Raw genomic sequence first — 17203 nt, 5'->3', positions numbered from 1 at the left:
TTTACTTTTAATTCATCGACTACTTGATCAAAATTTTCTGAAGTCGCTTTCTCAAGTAGCCCCTTCTTCACAACTTATTAAATCTACTTAATAGCCCCTTGCTAACTACCCTATTGATCGCCATAATTTGTTTTTATTTTTTTAAAGGTCAACAATGGAATTTTTAACTCAATACGGTCTATTCCTTTTGAAATCAGTCACTGTAGTTATTGCCTGTCTGATTGTATTTGCCGGTTTTTTTTCTATGAGTCGCAAGCCGAAGCCTAAACTGGAAGTAATCTCATTAAATGATCATTATGATCATATCATATCCACAATGAATAAAAAAGTTTTGGGAGAAAAGCCTCCTAAGAAGAAAAAAAATAAAGACAAAAAGCCAACCCTTTATGTGATTGATTTTCATGGTGACATAAAAGCCTCCCAGGTAGAACAACTCAGAGAGGAAATCACTGCAGTTCTTTGTACTGCCAAACCTGAAGATGAAGTTTTGGTTCGCCTGGACAGCCCTGGTGGTATAGTCAACACCTATGGTTTAGCAGCGTCACAACTGCAACGCATTCGCGATAAAAAGATTCCTTTAACTGTGAGCATCGATAAAATGGCTGCCAGTGGCGGTTATTTGATGGCCTGTGTTGCCGATAAAATCATTGCAGCCCCTTTTGCAATCATTGGATCTATTGGTGTAGTAGCGCAAATACCTAACTTCCATCGTTGGCTTAAAAAACACGAGATTGATGTGGAGTTGTTAACTGCCGGCGAATACAAACGAACGCTAACCCTGTTTGGTGAGAATACTGAAAAGGGCAGGAAAAAAGCTCAGGATGACCTGGAGAAGATACATGCTGCTTTTAGAAATTATGTAGCAGCTAATCGCGAACAATTAAATATAGATGAAGTTTCTACAGGAGAACATTGGTTAGCCAAAGATGCCTTTGATCTCAAACTTGTAGATAAGTTATGCACTAGCGATGATTATCTCCTAGAAAGGATTAATAATTACAAAGCATTCAAACTCATTGTTCCTCCCAAAGCGTCCCTGGCTAACAAATTACTTAAGCCAGCAATGCGATTGATGCATCCCTGGGGCTAAGGAAACAGCAAATCAAAATGAGCAGTTGAATCTCATGATGAGTACAAAGTTCTATAATTTCCTAGATTGAGCCCAAAAGACATGATTTTAGAGCAGCAAACGCAGCATACATAAAGTATGTGAGTATCTGATCGCATAAAATCACATCTTTTGGGCCCAAGACAGTAGAATTGTAAATAGCCCATAAAAAGCTTTAATATTCAATATGCTAAATAAACTACCGAATTCGAGATAATGGTATATAATTAATTTAGATTACATAATGGAGTGAGCTATGAGTGACTTTAAATCAAAACTACCTGATCTTAAAGAGTTAGCTTCAATGACAGGCAAATTATATACTGACATCAAAAAGAGCGTAGGTGAAATCGTTCAGAATTATAAAGAAAATAGAGCGCAAGAAGCAGAAAAGGCAGAACAATCACAAGCAGAGCCCGTTAAAGAAACAAAACCCCAAAAAGCTGATGCGCCTGTTGTAGAACCTACTCCTGTTGAAGAATCAAAACCTGATGACACCAAACAATAATGGTTTACACTGATTCGTATTGAAGTCTGAGTGCAGCGCAGCCCCCACCCAATTTATTGCCGTCATCCCAAGTATCATGAGGCTTCTCCCCATTAGGACATAGTCCTCAACAGGGGGATCCCTCACTTCCTTCGGTATGAGAGACGTCTGTAGAGAATACTATTGCTTAAATTCATACCCGCTCAGGACGAGTAAGTCCATATTTACGCATTTTTTCAACTAAAGTAGTACGTCGCATATTCAAATAACTTGCAGCATGAGCGACTACCCAATCGGCCTCATTTAAAGCTTGACTAATCAGAGCTAGCTCAGTTTTTACCAAGTGCTCTTTTAAATCGATGCCCTCTGTAACGGCGGTCTGCTCTTGACTCATCCCCTCTAATAAAGCTTCTCGTTCAGAATTCGACGTGTCAGATTCTGTATAGGGAGCTTTATATTCACCTCGTACTTTTTGGGGTAAATCTTCTTTACTTAAGATTCCTTTGGGATACAAAATAGTTAAACGCTCTACTAAATTGGCCAATTCCCTAATATTACCCGGCCAACTGTACTCACTTAATGCAACCATAGCATCTGGCATTAAACGTACACTAGGCCGGTTTTCATTCTCAATACGTGAAATCAACTCATTAAATAACAGTGGGATATCCTCTGCGCGTTCTCTTAATGGAGGCATTTCTATGGGGAATACATTAAGTCTATAAAATAAATCCTCTCTGAATTTCCCCTCTTTAATGGCTTCCTCTAAGTTTCTATGAGTTGCTGCAATAATTCTAACATTTACATCGATACTTTTATTGGAACCTACTCGCTCGAAACAACGTTCCTGTAATATTCGCAATAATTTTACTTGCATAGGTAAGGGCATATCACCTATCTCATCCAGAAAAAGAGTACCTCCATTTGCTAATTCAAATCGACCTTGTCGCGAAGTAATTGCACCGGTAAATGCCCCTTTTTCATGGCCAAATAATTCGCTTTCGAGTAATTCTGCAGGAATAGCCCCACAGTTAATAGGAATAAATGGCTTACTGGCTCTTGATGATAGACTGTGAATATTACGAGCAACTACTTCTTTACCTGTTCCAGATTCTCCAAGAATTAAAACACTGGCTTCAGTATCAGATACTTGCTCTATAAGTCTGCGAACAGTGCGAATCCCAGTACTATTTCCCACTAGACTGCGTAATAAAGGATTTTTTTGATTGCTGATAATAATGGAATTGACTGCCTCTTTCGCGATTTGGCATTGGTGCAAAGATTCCATGATTTGCGCATAGGTAAAGGGGAAAGGCTGACAAGCAACTACATTACGCAATAGGCATTGAGTATTATTTAATTTTTGCCCCACCACAATAACCGGTACTTTGACAAATTTATTTACCAATAAATCCAGTTCATTTAAAGTCTCCTGAATCGATTCACTTGCACCCAAAAGAATCACATCAGGATTTATATCGGCAATTTGCCACGTGCCATATTTACTGACTTCAGTCGATTCACCAATAAAATCAAGTATCGTACGTACCTTGTCACTACGACTTGCATTATTATCGATGATAAAAACCTTGTCATTAATACTCATAAACTTATCCTTAAGTTTTTTATACTTGCACCATCATTCTTTCTCCCATAAAGCGAGAAAAGATTTTCAATAGTTAACTATCGGTAGCACACAATCAATTTAAACGCATTACACTGGTTACCAAAACACAACTCTTGACTTCCAATTGTTTTAGTAGCGCTTACTTGGGTTTCTTTCACAAAATATTTGGCTTGTAGGAACCCCATACGACTGCAAAAAGAATCAGCCGCTCGCGAACCACAGCCTTGTTTTTGGTCATAACACCAATCCACACGATAATCATTAAAACGAGGAACAGCAAACTGTTTCTCTCGATAATGATAAGGTTTGGGAGGGGTATGTGATAAGTTCGTAACGCAAGCGATGGTCATAAACCCATTACACCGCCAACCTTTACAACTCTCGCCAGTTGATAGGTAATGTGTTAGCCCTATATTGTAGGCGATTTCATTATCACTGGAATAATCATAGCCCAGCATTTGGCAATAACGATCTGCTACAATTTTGCCGCACTCTTTGCCATCTACAGTACAATAATCCAGACGCTCTCCAAGAAAAGTTGGATGCCAAAAATTTCGAAAAGCTTTATTATGCTTTCCATTGGTATTTGAATGGCTCGAAAAGGAGCAAAATAAAAAAACTAAAAACATAACGTAACGAAAATTGATCATTAAAACAATCCTTTAGCGATTATTAAATCATGTTAGCTTATGAAGCCTACTGGTACAAGAGCTGCATGAGGGTAAATCACTATTGATTTATTAAATGTAGCACATTTCATTTCACTCGTTTTTCAATAATGCTTTTTTTTAATAACTAGTTAAGCTGATAAAATTATGGGCATGAAGGCTTATTTCCTATTCTTTCCAATACTCATTATGAGATTGTCACACACAATAAGCAAGCATAGATCTCAATCGCAGTCGAGCGAGCGTTCAGATCCGTGAGCATGTGCCCAAGGCATTGGGTGATTTAAAACCTCACTGGACATTTATCTAGAAATTATTGGTAGGCTGTCTGCCGCCAGACTATTTTTTCAGTATTATTAGTATTTAAACAGGATTATCACTATCAATGAATAGATGTTCTAACTCAAATTGTGAGGAGAGATGATTCCCTAAGGCCTGAATCCCGTAACGTTCTGTTGCATGATGCCCACAAGAATAGTAATGAATGCCTAATTCCTTTGCTTGATAATACGTCCGCTCCGATATTTCTCCACTAATATACGCATCAACACCTAAACGATAGGCATCCTCAATAAAATCTTGTGCTCCCCCACTACACCAGGCAATGTGAGTAATTGGCTTTTCTCCACCACAGATCAATAAAGGATCGCGTTGTAATTTTTTTGCCAAATACTCAGTAAATTCTGTCGGTTTCATAGTTTGATTTAACTTTCCAGACCATAGTAGATTATCCGTATTTCCTGCACGATGCGTATGCACTAGATCCACTTCAAATAATTTAGCCAAACACGCATTATTTCCAAGCTCAGGATGACAATCTAAAGGAAGATGGTATGCAAATAAATTTAATTCATTGCACAATAATTTATAAATTCGTTGGCGTTTCATTCCAATAATCATTGACGCTTCACCACGCCAAAAGTAGCCATGGTGAACCAACAATGCATCCGCACTCCACGCAATTGCCTCAGAAATTGCATCTTCAGAAGCCGTCACCGCAGTACAAATTCGTTTAATATGTTCTTTGCCTTCAACCTGCATTCCGTTTGGAGCATAATCATTATATCGGCCACACTCTAAGAATTGATGCAGGTATAGCGATAGTTCTTCTTTAGTAATCACCGGTCAGAAACTCGCTTGATGTCAGCACCTAATAAAGATAATTTTTCTTCGATACGCTCATAACCTCTATCCACATGATAAATACGCTCAACCGAGGTTTCCCCTTCCGCAACTAATCCAGCCAAAATCAAACTGGCTGAAGCACGTAGATCCGTTGCCATCACAGGTGCGCCGGTTAATTTTTCAACCCCATTAATTATTGCGGTGTTTCCATTGAGTTGAATCTGTGCTCCCATGCGTTGTAGTTCTTGTACATGCATAAAACGATTTTCAAATATCGTTTCAACAATCGTTGAAGTACCAGCCGCTACGGAATTCATCGCCATAAATTGAGCCTGCATGTCTGTTGCAAACGCAGGATAAGGTGCAGTAGAAATATTTACTGCCTGGGGACGTTGATTGTGCATATTAAGACTTACCCAATCCTCCCCTATGGTTAACTCAGCGCCGGCCTCTTCAAACTTACACAATTGCGATAATAAGGTGTCAGGGCGTACGCGTTTTACAGTCACATGACCTCGGGTTAGAGCACCAGCTGCCAAATAAGTACCCGCTTCAATCCGATCAGACATTACTGAATAAGTGCCTCCTGAAAGAGATTCCACTCCTTCAACTTCAATGATTGAAGTTCCGGCCCCAGAAATTTTTGCACCCATTTGAATTAGAAAATTAGCAAGATCAACCACTTCAGGCTCACGTGCCGCATTCTTGATTATGGTGGTCCCTTCAGCCAAGGTAGCGGCCATGAGTACGTTTTCAGTACCAGTCACCGTAACGGTATCAAACATTAAACGCTTCCCTTGCAAACGACCACGTCTACAACGGGCATTAATATAACCATTTTTTACTGTGATATCAGCGCCCATAGTTTTTAAGGCTTTTAAATGCAAATCAACAGGTCTTGTCCCAATAGCGCATCCTCCCGGTAAAGAGACATCCGCTTTACCAAATCGAGCGAGCAAGGGGCCCAATACTAAAATTGAAGCGCGCATTGTTTTGACTAAATCATAGGGGGCAACAAATTCATTGACTTGGCTGGCATCAACCTGCACATTCATCTTTTCATCAACGATTAAATGAGCCCCTAGTTGACCTAATAACTCCATCATTGTCGTTATGTCTTTGAGATGAGGAACATTGGAAATGGTCACATGATCTCGAGCAAGCAAGCTTGCCGCCATAATAGGTAAAGCTGCATTTTTTGCTCCTGAAATGACAACTTCACCATTCAGTGCCTTACCACCGTTAATTAATAATTTATCCATGTTGCTTCCCCCATTCTTCTTTGGTCCACGTCTTCATGCTAATCGCGTGCAGCTTGCCAGAAGTAATTAACTCTTTCAGCTGGGCATAGACCCACTGCTGTCTTGCTACTTTGGATTTATTTAAAAAGACGTCACTTACTACAGTTATCTGATATTGATAACCATCCCCCTCCACTTTGATGTAGGAAACATCATCAATGGCTTTAAATTTTTGTTCAATTTCTTCATTACTTATCATTAAAATTAGCCCACAAATAGAAATAAATACAACTTTTGGTAACAAATTTGTCGAGGACGGCATATGCTTTCTGCAATGCTTTATCGTCCAAAATAAAAAAAGAAAACCCGGGTTACGCTAAGCATCACCCAGGCTACAATTTATAATTCTCAAAAAGTAACCATTTTCCAAAAAATTGAGTATTACTACTGAATCATCAAAATTTATACGGCCTCCAAAATACCTTTCACACCACAAAATTCAGCTAAGGATTGAGTTTCAGCAGGAATTCCAATAATTTCAAATACCTTATTATTTTTTTTACATAATTTCCTGGCCTCGATAAGTAAAGCTAAACCAGCACTATCACAATGCTTCACATCACTTAAATCTAAGCCAAATTTGCCACTTTTATCTTCCATCAAAGCGTGATAGATCTTTGCTCGCACTGCAACAACAGACTTAAATGAAAGATCGACGCCGGGTTTAAAATACACAGTACTCACAATTATGACGCCCTTTTAAGTTGCTTTTTTTCCATTAGCTTGATGACTTCATCAATACTGGAGTTTTGTAATGCTGCTGCAAACTGTGATCGGAAACTTTGCAGTAAGCTTACCCCTTCAACGCTAATATCATAAATCTTCCACTGACCATTTTTTGCAACAAGGCTATAAGACAAAGGTATATTTTGACCTTCAGCACGTACAATAATGCTATTAACCCGCAAAAAACGAGAGTTCAATGACCCTCTTAAAGGCAAAAATTGTACGCTTTCATCGCTATACTGTGCTAAAGGACTAGAATACGTACGAATTACGAGACGCGTGAACGCTTTTGAAAATTGCGTTCTTTGCGTATCTGTTGCCTTACTCCATGCTTGTCTTCCCAAAACCGAGCGTGACATCCCCGTTACATCAACAATAGGGAGCAAGTTCGTTTCTACCGCCTTATAAATGACATCAGGATTATTTTTCAAACTAGACTTATTTTCTTTAAGTGTAGCGATGATGTTATTCGCAGTTTGCTCCAGCATAGGTATGGGAGAGTTTTGCGACGCATGCATTACAGGGGATAAAATGACGCTGACAACTAATAAAATTATTTTTATTATTCTCATGTCTCTGACCTTATTTTTTAATGTTAAAGAGTAGTTGACCAATTAAATTTTCAAGAATAATCGCTTCTTGTGTTTTTCCAATCACATCTCCATTTTGCAAATAAGGATGATCTTTATTGTCCTCATCCTCAAAACCAGGAACGATACTAATATAATTGGAACCAAGCAAACCCTCGGTCAAAATTCGTGCCGAAGCATCGTCGTAAGGGATTTTTTTATCGCTACGTAAGCGCATAGTGACCTTGGCATTGAGTTCCCCGGGTTGTAACTCAATATGAGTTACCTCTCCAATTTTAACTCCTGCTACAGTTACAGGCGCACGTACTTTTAAACCACCAATATCGGTAAAATCAGCTGTTACATCATAACTGTCATGAGCCATAAAACTAGAAAGATTGCTCACCTTCATTGTCATGACCAATAAAGCCAATATACCAAGCAACATAAATAGCCCAACACTAAAATCTACATAACGTTGCTTACTCATTTACCAATCTCCAATCATCATTGCGGTCAACAAAAAATCAAGCCCTAATACAGCAAGCGATGAATAAACAACTGTTTTAGTCGTCGCCTGACTAATACCTTCTGCAGTAGGAACACATTCAAAACCCTGGAATACAGAAATCCAGGTTACAACAAAAGCAAAAACTAAACTTTTAATGATACCACTGAGTACATCAATACGGAAATCCACAGCTGCTTGCATGTTGGACCAAAAACTTCCTGCATCGACACCTAACCAGTGCACCCCAATAAAATAACCACCAAAAATCGCTACAGCTGAAAAAATTACGGCTAAAAGCGGCAAGGTAATAAAGCCTGCAATAAAACGAGGATAAATAACCCTACCCAAAGGGTCAACACCCATCATATCCATACTGGATAATTGTTCTGTTGCTTTCATCAAACCAATCTCAGCAGTTAAAGCGGAACCGGCACGCCCTGCAAACAACAAAGCACTAATTACCGGTCCAAGCTCTCTTGAGATACTTAAGGCCAATAATTGCCCTAATTGGCTTGAAGCACCAAATTTTTGCAACGTATTATAACCTTGTAAACCGACAACCATCCCAATAAATAATGCAGAAACAACAATAATCAAACACGACAAAACGCCCACGAAATAAATTTGATAGCGTAGCAAGGGCCAGAGTCTTGCAATACCAGGTCGTCTGAACAACATTAAAAACAGAAATAAGCCGGAAGTTCCCAGGTCTTGCATAATCCGTGAACTACGATTACCGATACGCGTGATGAACTCAAGCATCTAATAGCTCCTCTAAATAGGATCTGGCAGGATAGTGAAAAGGAACCACTCCATCCGCTTCACCATGCATGAATTGTTTAATTTGAGGCTCTGATGATTGTATAAGTTCCTCGGGAGTGCCTTGTCCTATGATTTTTCCACCAGAAATAAGATAAATATAATCTGCTATAGAACAGGTTTCTTCAACATCATGCGACACGATAATTGTTGTAGTATGCAGTAATTCATTTAACCGTTTGATCAAACGGACTAAAACACCAAGAGAAATCGGATCCTGGCCAGTAAACGGCTCATCATACATCATCAGTTCGGGATCCAGAGCAATAGTACGCGCTAAAGCAACTCGTCGGGCCATTCCTCCTGACAATTGATCAGGCATCAGATTTGAAGCACCCCGCAGTCCCACCGCTTCTAATTTCATCAATACGATGTCTCGTAACATGGATTCATTTAATAATGTATGCTCACGCAATGGGAAGGCTACATTATCAAATACAGAAAGATCAGTGAATAAAGCAGAACTTTGAAAAAGTAAGCCCATGTTACGCCTTGCGTCATACAAAGCCTTACGAGACAATTGGTGCACATTTTGACCATTGACATGAATCAAACCACTATCAGGTTTTAGCTGGGCTCCAATTAACTGTAATAAAGTGGTTTTTCCAGAACCACTAGGCCCCATGATTGCAGTAATCTTACCTCGCTTGACCACCATATCAATTCCATTGAAAATGCAACGACTCTCGCGTGTGAAGCTAAGATTTTTGATTTCGACCCAATTTTCAGGCATTCTCACTTTTCCGGTTATAGCCAAAAGTAGAAGTATACCCAAGATACATAAAAATGCTAAGCTAAAAATAGCATTTTAAAATATCTTGGATATACATACCCTATCGAAAAAAAATGAAGTATCTAATCCTATTTATTCAAATGTTTTTTTGTTAGAATGAAAAATAAACAAAAAACATCGAATGACCTATGAATTTTTGTACACTTGGACTTGCTGTTATTGAGACCGAAGCACAAGCTGTCTTTGAATTATCCCAAAGAATTGATAACCGATTTGAAAAAGCGTGCGAACTATTGCTTGCTTGCAAGGGACGGATTGTAGTAACTGGTATGGGAAAATCAGGTCATATCGCGAATAAAATCGCTGCCACGTTATCCAGTACCGGAAGCCCTTCTTTTTTCATGCACCCTGGCGAAGCAAGCCATGGAGATCTCGGCATGATTACTCGACAAGATACCGTGATCGCCATTTCTCATTCAGGCAATACATTAGAACTGGTCACCCTGCTTCCTTTATTAAAGCGCATGGAAGTTCCATTAATTACTTTGACCGGGAATTCTGAATCTACCTTGGCAAAAGCAGCGGATGTGAATTTAGATGTCAGTATTAAGCAGGAGGCATGCCCACTTGGCCTTGCGCCTACAACCAGCACTACTGTTGCTTTAGTTATGGGTGATGCATTGGCGATTGCTCTTCTACAGGCCAGAGGATTTAGTGAAGAAGATTTTGCATTATCACACCCCGGAGGTTCTCTAGGCAAACGACTTTTATTGCGTATTGATGAACTCTGCCATCATGGAGACCAACTCCCACTTGTTCATGAAAATGCAACGGTAAGTGAAGCCTTAATTGAAGTAACCGATAAAAAATTGGGTATGACGTGTATTATTGATAATAAAGGCTATCTAGTTGGAGTCTACACCGATGGAGACGTTCGGAGGACTTTAACTCGTCAATATGATATCAATACTACGCCAATTAAAGAGGTCATGACTCGTAATGCACGGACAATTCCTAAGGGAATGCTTGCTGCAGAAGCTTTGGCAATTATGCAAAAACACTGTATTACTTCACTAATTGTCATTGATGACGAAAAGCGACCAACAGCCGTTCTTCATCTCCATGATTTATTAAAAGCAGGTGTTTTTTAAATGAATAAATTAATTGAACGAGCCAAAAACATTAAATGCCTTATTTGTGATTTGGATGGCGTTCTTACTGATGGTCTCTTATATATCGATAACCACTTTAATGAACTAAAAACATTCCACATTCATGATGGAGTGGGCTTAAAATTACTCATGACTGCTGGAATCGAAGTAGCGGTTATTACGGGATCGCGCAATGCAGTTGTAGATCATAGAATGCAGCAACTAGGTATTGTGCACTATTATAAAGATCAGTTCGATAAACAAGAGACATACAAGCAACTAAAAGAGAAGTTAAATCTTCAAGATGAACATTTTGCTTATATTGGCGATGATCTTCCTGATGCACCAATTATGCAACAAGTCGGTTTTAGTGTCGCAGTTGCTAATGCAGTACATCAAATTAAAGAAATTGCCATGTGGCAGACAACGCTAACGGGAGGCCGTGGGGCAGTGCGCGAATTATGCGACCTTATTCTCAAAGCACAGAATAAAATGGACTTGGCTATAGCAGGTTATCTAAAAAAATGAATGCAGCAAAACAACTCATGTGGCTTTTTTTTACTTTGATTCTCCTAGCCTGCTCAGGATGGTATTATGGCGGCCGCTCAACGACAATGATTCGTCTGGATAGAGATACTTTAGCGAATTCGGTAGATACGACTATTTCTAATGTTACAGTGCGTCAGTTTAATCAACAAGGCATGCTGGCCAACATACTCACAGCCCCCCTCATGCAGCATATTCAAAATGGCAATATTTATTTATTTCAAACACCACATATTATAGTAAGTCAGGAAGATCAAGCCCCTTGGGATATTAGTTCAAAAAAAGCTAAATCATTTGAAGGTGGCAAACGAATTACTTTTACAGGTAATGTTATAGTACGTCAGCAAAAAGGAAATAATTCACAAGAAAGTACTCTAAAAACAGAAGAAGTAACTTATTTCCCTAAAGAAAAGAAGGCCAGTTCCGATGTGCTCGTGACCTATGAACAACCAGGGAACATCATTCAATCGACTGGAATGAATGCTTATCTTGATGAAAAAAGAGTAGAATTACTTCACCAGGCAAGAGGCAGTTATGTTCCAGCGAACGGTTAACTACAGTCTAATCCTTCTTTTAATGCTTCTGTCTTCTATCGTCCATGCTCTGACAGAGGATAAAGAGAAAATAATGCATGTCATGGCTGATACAGCGGATCTCAGTCAACAAGAGCATAAAGGGATTTATACTGGCAATGTTGAATTAGTACAAGGAACAACAAATCTGCATGCAGCCAAAGCAGTGACCCTAGGAAATGAAAAAAATCAACTCGTTGTGGCTATAGCTAGCGGAATTAGCGGAAAACAAGCCCATTATTGGACCACAACAGATCCCAAGAAGCCACCGGTGCATGCCTATGCAGATACTATTCGATATTATCCCTTACGTCATTTAATTGAGTTAATAGGAAATGCTCGAGTAGAACAAGGAGAAAACTCTTTTTCTGCTGCAAAAATAAGTTATGATACTGAAAAACAACACGTTTTGTCTCAGGGTAACAAAAACAAAAGAATAACTATTATTTATCATCCAGAAAAGAAACCATCATGAACATCCTTGAAGCGCGCAATCTAAAAAAATCTTTTAAATCGCGAACTGTGGTTAATGGCATTAGCATCCATATTAAACAAGGTGAGTGTGTTGGCTTACTCGGTCCTAATGGCGCCGGAAAAACAACCTGTTTTTATATGATCGTTGGCTTGCAATCATGCGATGAAGGACAAATTTTCTTATCTGATAAAGACATCACTGCAAGTGCCATGCATCAAAGAGCACGTTTAGGTATCAGTTATCTTCCTCAAGAAGCGTCTGTTTTCCGTAAACTTACCGTTGCGGAGAATATCATGGCTATTTTGGAGCTTAGAGCGGATTTAAACGAACAAGCTCGGGAAGAAAAGCTGGATTTATTACTTCAAGAATTTCACATTACGCATTTAGAAAAAAGCCTAGGTATGGCTTTATCTGGAGGAGAAAGACGACGTGTTGAAATTGCAAGAGCTCTTGCTATAGAACCTTCCTTCATCCTTCTTGATGAACCTTTTGCCGGAGTCGATCCTATTTCCGTTCTTGATATTAAAAAAATCATTCAACATTTGTGTAATAAAGGCATAGGCGTTTTAATCACTGATCACAATGTAAGAGAAACCCTAGATATATGCGAGCGAGCCTATATTGTCAGCCAAGGAAAAATCTTGTGTGAAGGAAACCCGGAGATTATACTGGCCAATCAACAAGTCAGAGCTGTATATTTAGGCGAAGAATTTACATTGTAACTTGGAACCCGTCATCCCTTCATATACCCGGGATGACCAAACAAAACCGAATTCCGCTGCCACTTCAGCGGTCTACATAATTGACTAACATTTTGATTTAATATGCTGCTCATTATCGACAATTATGACTCATTTACCTACAACCTGGTACAATATTTTCAATGTCTTGACCAGGAAGTGTTAGTTTATACGCATGATCAAATAAATATAAGCCAAATAAAGGAGCTTGCACCGGACCATTTGGTTATCTCACCAGGTCCCAAAGCGCCAAATGATGCAGGGATTTCAATGGAAGCTATTCGCACATTTTATCAAACTATCCCTGTATTAGGTATTTGCCTTGGACACCAAAGTATTGCTCAAGTTTTTGGGGGTCAAATAATACCTGCACCAGAAATAATGCATGGAAGAACATCAACCATAGAACATAACCAGAGTGGAATTTTTAAAAATATTCCAAATCACTTCAAAGCAACCCGCTATCATTCATTAGCAGTAGAAAAAGGCAGTCTCCCAGAATGCCTCTCTATCGATGCCTGGGCTAATGATACAATTATGGCGATTTCACATCGTCAATACCCTGTTTTTGGTCTACAATTCCATCCAGAAGCAATATTAAGCCAGTATGGCCTGCAATTATTAGAGAATTTTTTACAATATGAAACCCAATCTCCTGTTTGAACACCTGATCGCTAAAAAAAACTTAAGCCCAGAACAAATGCATACAGTCATTCATGCGTGTATGTCAGGTGAATATAATGATGCACAAATCGCAACTTTTTTGGCGCTCATGCGGATGAAGGGTGAAACTACAGAGGAATTAATCGCTGCAGCGGAGGTCATGCAGCAATTGGCTCATCCTATAGACCTCGGTTCGAATCTGATTGATATAGTTGGCACAGGTGGTGATGGGAAAAATACATTTAATGTATCTACGGCCTGCAGCTTTGTAGTGGCAGCAGCAGGTTTTCCCGTCGCAAAACATGGAAATCGCTCTGTTTCGAGTCGTAGTGGTAGTGCCGACCTATTAGAACAGGCAGGTTTCAGTTTGACTCTTACCGATAATCAAGTACAAACTTGTATCCAACAATGCGGTTTGGCATTTTTATTTGCACCCCACTACCACCCTGCCATGCAATACGCACGAACTGCACGACAACACTTGGGTATTCGAACTTTGTTCAATTTACTAGGCCCCTTAATTAACCCAGCTCGTGTAAAGAAACAAGTCGTAGGTGTATTTTCAACAGCATGGCAAAAACCTTTAGCTGCAGTTCTTGCTCATTTGGGAAGTGAACGCGCTTTAGTAGTCAGCTCTCAAGATGGATTAGATGAAATCAGTATTGCAGCACCTACAGATGTAATTGAATATCGGGAAGGAACTTTTAATCATTGGATAATTAGTCCAGAAAACTATGGCATAGAGCGCCATTCTTTAGATGAGGTGATTGTTGATTCACCACGTCAAAGTTTAGAATTTATTCAAGATGTATTTTCTGGAAAACAAGGAGCAGCACGTGATATGGTTTTATTAAATTCCGCTGCAGCGATTTACTGTGCTGACGAAAATACGTCTTTTGCAGAGGCATTAGAGCAAGCTAAGATCGCAATAGATAGCGGCAAAGCCAATCAATGTTTTACTCAACTTAGTCAACTAACTCAAACTTTAAATAAAGAATCGCATTATGAATAGTGTATTACAACGTATTGCTGAACGTAAGCAGGAAGAAGTTGCTCTGGCTCAAAAAAACAAGCCGTTAAATTCATTAGGACAACAACCCATTATGGATCGACGTGATTTCGTTGCTGCGCTGACCGTAGATCAAGCCCCGGCAATTATTGCAGAAATTAAACGCGCCTCCCCTAGCAAAGGGTTAATCAGAGAAGATTTTAATGTCGAAGAAATTGCAACAATCTATGCACAACATGGTGCACGTTGCCTTTCTGTTCTTACTGACGTTGATTTTTTTCAGGGTCACCCCGATTATTTAGCTCAAGCAAAAAATCATTGCAAATTACCGATACTCCGTAAAGACTTTATCATCGATCCCTATCAAATTTATGAAAGCCTTGCATTAGGCGCCGATTGTATCTTACTGATTGTTGCCTTACTTGATGATGCCCAACTCGCTGATTTTTGCCAATTAGCGCATGAACTGCAAATGGCAGTACTGGTAGAAAGTCATAGCAAAGAAGAACTGGAACGCGCACTGCGTTTGCCTACGCCTTTAATAGGCATTAATAATCGTAGCCTTCATACGTTTAAGACAGACATTCAACTCAGCATCCAGTTAAAACAATACATTCCTCAAGACAGAATAACGATTACTGAAAGTGGCATTAATACACATACAGATATCAATTTGATGCAGTCTCACGGAATTAATACATTTCTTATTGGAGAAAGTTTAATGAGGGCTAAAGACATAGGGAAAGCCTTAGATCAGCTTATAAAGGGGAAGTAATTGAGTATAGGGCGCTATGTCTGGATGAAGACGAGGAAATATCCCTTCTCCCCCTTGTGGGAAAGGGGTCGGGCTGAGGGTCCATTAACCGAATCAATTACCTTCATCCGCCCTAATGGGCACCTTCTCCCCACGGGGAGAAGGGAGCTTCACTTAACTAAATGGCAATCGCTAGAGGCGTAAGCACCGTATCCTGGTTTTCGCTATCGCTGCACCCAGGCTACACAATGTTTACGCTCAGGGAGTATATGCCCTGAATCTTGGTGAAAGGTTGGAATTGAGTCAAATACAGCCTTTCGGTAGATGGGGCAGGATACAAAAGCTACTCCCAATTTGGCTCAGAAGGCTGTGAAGGCTCGGGCTCAGGAGTTCCAGGAGTATCTGGCTCATAGGGCTCTGGTTCTGATGGATACTCATTAGGCTCATCAGGATACTCATAAGGTTCTGGTATTTCGTCACCGTTTTTCAAAATAGCATCCTTATGTTTGTATTATTTATAAAACATTATAGCAAAAGGAAAGAAAATGAAAGTAGCTGTAATCACCGGAGCTGCAAATGGAATTGGCTTAGCGTTAAGCGAAGTCAATTTACAACGAGGCAACACTGTAGTTATGGTGGATAAAGACGGCATTAAACTCAAACAAGAGGCTGAGCGACTATTATCCCAATTCCCAGAAAAAATTCTGGAAATTCCTTGTGATGTGACTCAACAGAATGAAGTAGCGCAGTTGGTAAAGCAGATTGAGGAGCAGTTGGAACGTGTTGATTGGATCTATAATAACGCGGGTATTATAGGACAATTAGCACCTCTTTGGGACTTATGTCCTGAACATATCCAAAAGGTTATGGAGGTTAATCTATATGGGATGATTCATATCATTCAGGCATTTACTCCTTTCTTATTTCGTCAAACGGTTCATTCACATATCATTAACGTAGCGAGTTTATATGCTTTGTGTACTGGATCACAAACAGCTTCTTATGCGATGTCAAAACATGCGGTACTTGCTTTATCTGAGTCTTTGTATTTTGATTTAGTACGTCTGAACAAGCCAGTGGATGTCTCAGTGGTTTTTCCATCTTTTACAGATACAGCACTTTTATCTCATACAACCAATACAAACTCCTCTTTTCATGAAGCATTAAAGTCACTTTTATCGCATTCTCGATCTGCAGTTGATATAGCAGAACACATCGTTCATGAAGTGGAGCAAAAAAAGTTCTATATTTTTCCAGATAAAGAAGTAAAAGGATATTGTGAAGAACGGACTCAGGCAATGATACTTCAAGAAAAGCCACATGTTACTAATATTGAAAAACTAATGTGTGCTCTCATTAAGCGGCAAGAGTCTCGGCCCTAAAATGTAACCTGGGTGCAGCGCATGGGCGCCAATATCCATGGTGGTGAAAAGTAACTTGGTTTTATTAGCCTCTATTGACAAATAGGTTTGAACAGTTGTGTTGGACCTTGGCCCAACACATCAAGTCGTATGATGGCTGTTTTGATGGACCAAAGCCCAACCTGCGTGCTGTGCTACAAACATGGACATGCCTCGCTATGCTCGGGATAGCAGAGCGTGCACTACAGCCAGGCTACA

At 39.6% G+C, this 17203-nt stretch carries 22 protein-coding genes; 11 read left to right on the top strand and 11 right to left on the bottom strand.

Translation table 11 applies throughout. From position 1 onward, the window contains the following. The first annotated feature begins 154 nt into the window (after positions 1 to 154). Entirely contained in the window at positions 155 to 1090 is a 936-nt protein-coding gene (gene sohB, locus OQJ26_RS15485) for a protease SohB (RefSeq protein WP_265704629.1), read from the top strand. 274 nt (positions 1091 to 1364) lie between these two features. Beyond that, positions 1365 to 1616 (top strand): hypothetical protein, encoded by a 252-nt coding sequence (locus OQJ26_RS15480; protein WP_265704628.1) that lies wholly within the window; start codon positions 1365 to 1367, stop codon positions 1614 to 1616. A 172-nt stretch (positions 1617 to 1788) separates the two neighbouring features. On the opposite strand, the gene OQJ26_RS15475 is transcribed toward OQJ26_RS15480, so the two are convergent. The 10 genes from OQJ26_RS15475 to OQJ26_RS15430 form a co-directional block, all read right to left on the bottom strand. Beyond that, complete coding sequence (locus tag OQJ26_RS15475) at positions 1789 to 3201, bottom strand: sigma-54 dependent transcriptional regulator (protein ID WP_265704627.1); 1413 nt, start codon at positions 3199 to 3201, stop codon at positions 1789 to 1791. Between the two features lie 77 nt (positions 3202 to 3278). Further along, positions 3279 to 3872 carry a hypothetical protein gene (locus OQJ26_RS15470; RefSeq protein WP_265704626.1) on the bottom strand — a complete coding sequence of 198 codons (594 nt, stop codon included), beginning with the start codon at positions 3870 to 3872 and terminating at the stop codon, positions 3279 to 3281. Between the two features lie 381 nt (positions 3873 to 4253). Then, entirely contained in the window at positions 4254 to 5012 is a 759-nt protein-coding gene (locus OQJ26_RS15465; RefSeq protein WP_265704625.1) for a Nif3-like dinuclear metal center hexameric protein, read from the bottom strand. After that, positions 5009 to 6277, bottom strand: a complete 1269-nt coding sequence (gene murA, locus OQJ26_RS15460; RefSeq protein ID WP_265704624.1) for a UDP-N-acetylglucosamine 1-carboxyvinyltransferase — start codon at positions 6275 to 6277, stop codon at positions 5009 to 5011. The genes OQJ26_RS15465 and murA overlap by 4 nt, the downstream gene beginning before the upstream one ends. Then, positions 6270 to 6515 carry a BolA family protein gene (locus tag OQJ26_RS15455; protein ID WP_028380130.1) on the bottom strand — a complete coding sequence of 82 codons (246 nt, stop codon included), beginning with the start codon at positions 6513 to 6515 and terminating at the stop codon, positions 6270 to 6272. The genes murA and OQJ26_RS15455 overlap by 8 nt, the downstream gene beginning before the upstream one ends. A 203-nt stretch (positions 6516 to 6718) precedes the next feature. Further along, positions 6719 to 7000 carry an STAS domain-containing protein gene (locus tag OQJ26_RS15450; protein WP_265704623.1) on the bottom strand — a complete coding sequence of 94 codons (282 nt, stop codon included), beginning with the start codon at positions 6998 to 7000 and terminating at the stop codon, positions 6719 to 6721. Positions 7001 to 7002: 2 nt separating this feature from the next. After that, positions 7003 to 7614 (bottom strand): MlaC/ttg2D family ABC transporter substrate-binding protein, encoded by a 612-nt coding sequence (locus OQJ26_RS15445; protein WP_265704622.1) that lies wholly within the window; start codon positions 7612 to 7614, stop codon positions 7003 to 7005. Between the two features lie 10 nt (positions 7615 to 7624). Next, positions 7625 to 8101 carry an outer membrane lipid asymmetry maintenance protein MlaD gene (gene mlaD / locus OQJ26_RS15440; protein WP_265704621.1) on the bottom strand — a complete coding sequence of 159 codons (477 nt, stop codon included), beginning with the start codon at positions 8099 to 8101 and terminating at the stop codon, positions 7625 to 7627. Then, complete coding sequence (gene mlaE / locus OQJ26_RS15435) at positions 8102 to 8884, bottom strand: lipid asymmetry maintenance ABC transporter permease subunit MlaE (protein WP_265704620.1); 783 nt, start codon at positions 8882 to 8884, stop codon at positions 8102 to 8104. Continuing rightward, the gene (locus OQJ26_RS15430; RefSeq protein WP_265704619.1) at positions 8877 to 9674 is read right to left on the bottom strand and encodes an ATP-binding cassette domain-containing protein; all 798 of its coding nucleotides are present in this window, start codon (positions 9672 to 9674) and stop codon (positions 8877 to 8879) included. The genes mlaE and OQJ26_RS15430 overlap by 8 nt, the downstream gene beginning before the upstream one ends. A 188-nt stretch (positions 9675 to 9862) precedes the next feature. Between OQJ26_RS15430 and OQJ26_RS15425 the strand changes: the two genes are divergently transcribed. The 8 genes from OQJ26_RS15425 (at position 9863) to trpC (ending at position 15605) form a co-directional block, all read left to right on the top strand. Then, positions 9863 to 10825: a KpsF/GutQ family sugar-phosphate isomerase gene (locus tag OQJ26_RS15425; RefSeq protein ID WP_265704618.1), complete on the top strand. Its 963-nt coding sequence runs from the start codon at positions 9863 to 9865 to the stop codon at positions 10823 to 10825. After that, the gene (gene kdsC, locus OQJ26_RS15420) at positions 10826 to 11353 is read left to right on the top strand and encodes a 3-deoxy-manno-octulosonate-8-phosphatase KdsC (protein WP_265704617.1); all 528 of its coding nucleotides are present in this window, start codon (positions 10826 to 10828) and stop codon (positions 11351 to 11353) included. It begins immediately after the preceding gene. Continuing rightward, a complete protein-coding gene (gene lptC, locus OQJ26_RS15415) occupies positions 11350 to 11925 on the top strand; it encodes an LPS export ABC transporter periplasmic protein LptC (RefSeq protein ID WP_265704616.1) in 576 nt (191 codons plus the stop codon). Before kdsC ends, lptC begins: the two co-directional genes overlap by 4 nt. After that, positions 11906 to 12418, top strand: coding sequence for a lipopolysaccharide transport periplasmic protein LptA (lptA, locus tag OQJ26_RS15410; RefSeq protein ID WP_265704615.1), 513 nt, complete (start codon positions 11906 to 11908; stop codon positions 12416 to 12418). Before lptC ends, lptA begins: the two co-directional genes overlap by 20 nt. Further along, on the top strand, positions 12415 to 13140 hold the full coding sequence (gene lptB / locus OQJ26_RS15405) for an LPS export ABC transporter ATP-binding protein (RefSeq protein ID WP_265704614.1): 726 nt from the start codon (positions 12415 to 12417) through the stop codon (positions 13138 to 13140). Before lptA ends, lptB begins: the two co-directional genes overlap by 4 nt. Before the next feature lie 102 nt (positions 13141 to 13242). Beyond that, positions 13243 to 13821 carry an anthranilate synthase component II gene (locus tag OQJ26_RS15400; RefSeq protein WP_265704613.1) on the top strand — a complete coding sequence of 193 codons (579 nt, stop codon included), beginning with the start codon at positions 13243 to 13245 and terminating at the stop codon, positions 13819 to 13821. Further along, complete coding sequence (trpD, locus tag OQJ26_RS15395) at positions 13799 to 14833, top strand: anthranilate phosphoribosyltransferase (protein WP_265704612.1); 1035 nt, start codon at positions 13799 to 13801, stop codon at positions 14831 to 14833. The genes OQJ26_RS15400 and trpD overlap by 23 nt, the downstream gene beginning before the upstream one ends. Continuing rightward, a complete protein-coding gene (trpC, locus tag OQJ26_RS15390) occupies positions 14826 to 15605 on the top strand; it encodes an indole-3-glycerol phosphate synthase TrpC (protein WP_265704611.1) in 780 nt (259 codons plus the stop codon). The genes trpD and trpC overlap by 8 nt, the downstream gene beginning before the upstream one ends. A 322-nt stretch (positions 15606 to 15927) precedes the next feature. Here the strand turns inward: trpC and OQJ26_RS15385 are convergent, their stop codons facing one another. Beyond that, positions 15928 to 16074, bottom strand: coding sequence for a hypothetical protein (locus OQJ26_RS15385; RefSeq protein WP_265704610.1), 147 nt, complete (start codon positions 16072 to 16074; stop codon positions 15928 to 15930). A 55-nt stretch (positions 16075 to 16129) separates the two neighbouring features. Here OQJ26_RS15385 and OQJ26_RS15380 point away from each other — a divergent pair, with 55 nt between their 5' ends. Then, positions 16130 to 16966 carry an SDR family NAD(P)-dependent oxidoreductase gene (locus OQJ26_RS15380; protein WP_265704609.1) on the top strand — a complete coding sequence of 279 codons (837 nt, stop codon included), beginning with the start codon at positions 16130 to 16132 and terminating at the stop codon, positions 16964 to 16966. Positions 16967 to 17203 lie beyond the last annotated feature (237 nt).

This window comes from Legionella sheltonii (assembly GCF_026191355.1).
Lineage (GTDB): Bacteria > Pseudomonadota > Gammaproteobacteria > Legionellales > Legionellaceae > Legionella > Legionella sheltonii.
The sequence above is the reverse complement of the archived record's forward strand: the minus strand, read 5'-3'. Positions and strand labels throughout refer to the sequence as shown.

What these genes read in the sequence shown, in the direction of transcription:
- murA (WP_265704624.1), bottom strand. Translation starts at nt 6,277, where the DNA reads ATGGATAAATTATTAATTAACGGTGGTAAGGCACTGAATGGTGAAGTT.
- mlaE (WP_265704620.1), bottom strand. Translation starts at nt 8,884, where the DNA reads ATGCTTGAGTTCATCACGCGTATCGGTAATCGTAGTTCACGGATTATG.
- kdsC (WP_265704617.1), top strand. Translation starts at nt 10,826, where the DNA reads ATGAATAAATTAATTGAACGAGCCAAAAACATTAAATGCCTTATTTGT.
- mlaD (WP_265704621.1), bottom strand. Translation starts at nt 8,101, where the DNA reads ATGAGTAAGCAACGTTATGTAGATTTTAGTGTTGGGCTATTTATGTTG.
- OQJ26_RS15470 (WP_265704626.1), bottom strand. Translation starts at nt 3,872, where the DNA reads ATGATCAATTTTCGTTACGTTATGTTTTTAGTTTTTTTATTTTGCTCC.
- trpD (WP_265704612.1), top strand. Translation starts at nt 13,799, where the DNA reads ATGAAACCCAATCTCCTGTTTGAACACCTGATCGCTAAAAAAAACTTA.
- OQJ26_RS15400 (WP_265704613.1), top strand. Translation starts at nt 13,243, where the DNA reads ATGCTGCTCATTATCGACAATTATGACTCATTTACCTACAACCTGGTA.
- OQJ26_RS15445 (WP_265704622.1), bottom strand. Translation starts at nt 7,614, where the DNA reads ATGAGAATAATAAAAATAATTTTATTAGTTGTCAGCGTCATTTTATCC.
- lptC (WP_265704616.1), top strand. Translation starts at nt 11,350, where the DNA reads ATGAATGCAGCAAAACAACTCATGTGGCTTTTTTTTACTTTGATTCTC.
- OQJ26_RS15475 (WP_265704627.1), bottom strand. Translation starts at nt 3,201, where the DNA reads ATGAGTATTAATGACAAGGTTTTTATCATCGATAATAATGCAAGTCGT.
- OQJ26_RS15455 (WP_028380130.1), bottom strand. Translation starts at nt 6,515, where the DNA reads ATGATAAGTAATGAAGAAATTGAACAAAAATTTAAAGCCATTGATGAT.
- lptB (WP_265704614.1), top strand. Translation starts at nt 12,415, where the DNA reads ATGAACATCCTTGAAGCGCGCAATCTAAAAAAATCTTTTAAATCGCGA.
- OQJ26_RS15425 (WP_265704618.1), top strand. Translation starts at nt 9,863, where the DNA reads ATGAATTTTTGTACACTTGGACTTGCTGTTATTGAGACCGAAGCACAA.
- sohB (WP_265704629.1), top strand. Translation starts at nt 155, where the DNA reads ATGGAATTTTTAACTCAATACGGTCTATTCCTTTTGAAATCAGTCACT.
- lptA (WP_265704615.1), top strand. Translation starts at nt 11,906, where the DNA reads ATGTTCCAGCGAACGGTTAACTACAGTCTAATCCTTCTTTTAATGCTT.
- OQJ26_RS15430 (WP_265704619.1), bottom strand. Translation starts at nt 9,674, where the DNA reads ATGCCTGAAAATTGGGTCGAAATCAAAAATCTTAGCTTCACACGCGAG.
- trpC (WP_265704611.1), top strand. Translation starts at nt 14,826, where the DNA reads ATGAATAGTGTATTACAACGTATTGCTGAACGTAAGCAGGAAGAAGTT.
- OQJ26_RS15480 (WP_265704628.1), top strand. Translation starts at nt 1,365, where the DNA reads ATGAGTGACTTTAAATCAAAACTACCTGATCTTAAAGAGTTAGCTTCA.
- OQJ26_RS15380 (WP_265704609.1), top strand. Translation starts at nt 16,130, where the DNA reads ATGAAAGTAGCTGTAATCACCGGAGCTGCAAATGGAATTGGCTTAGCG.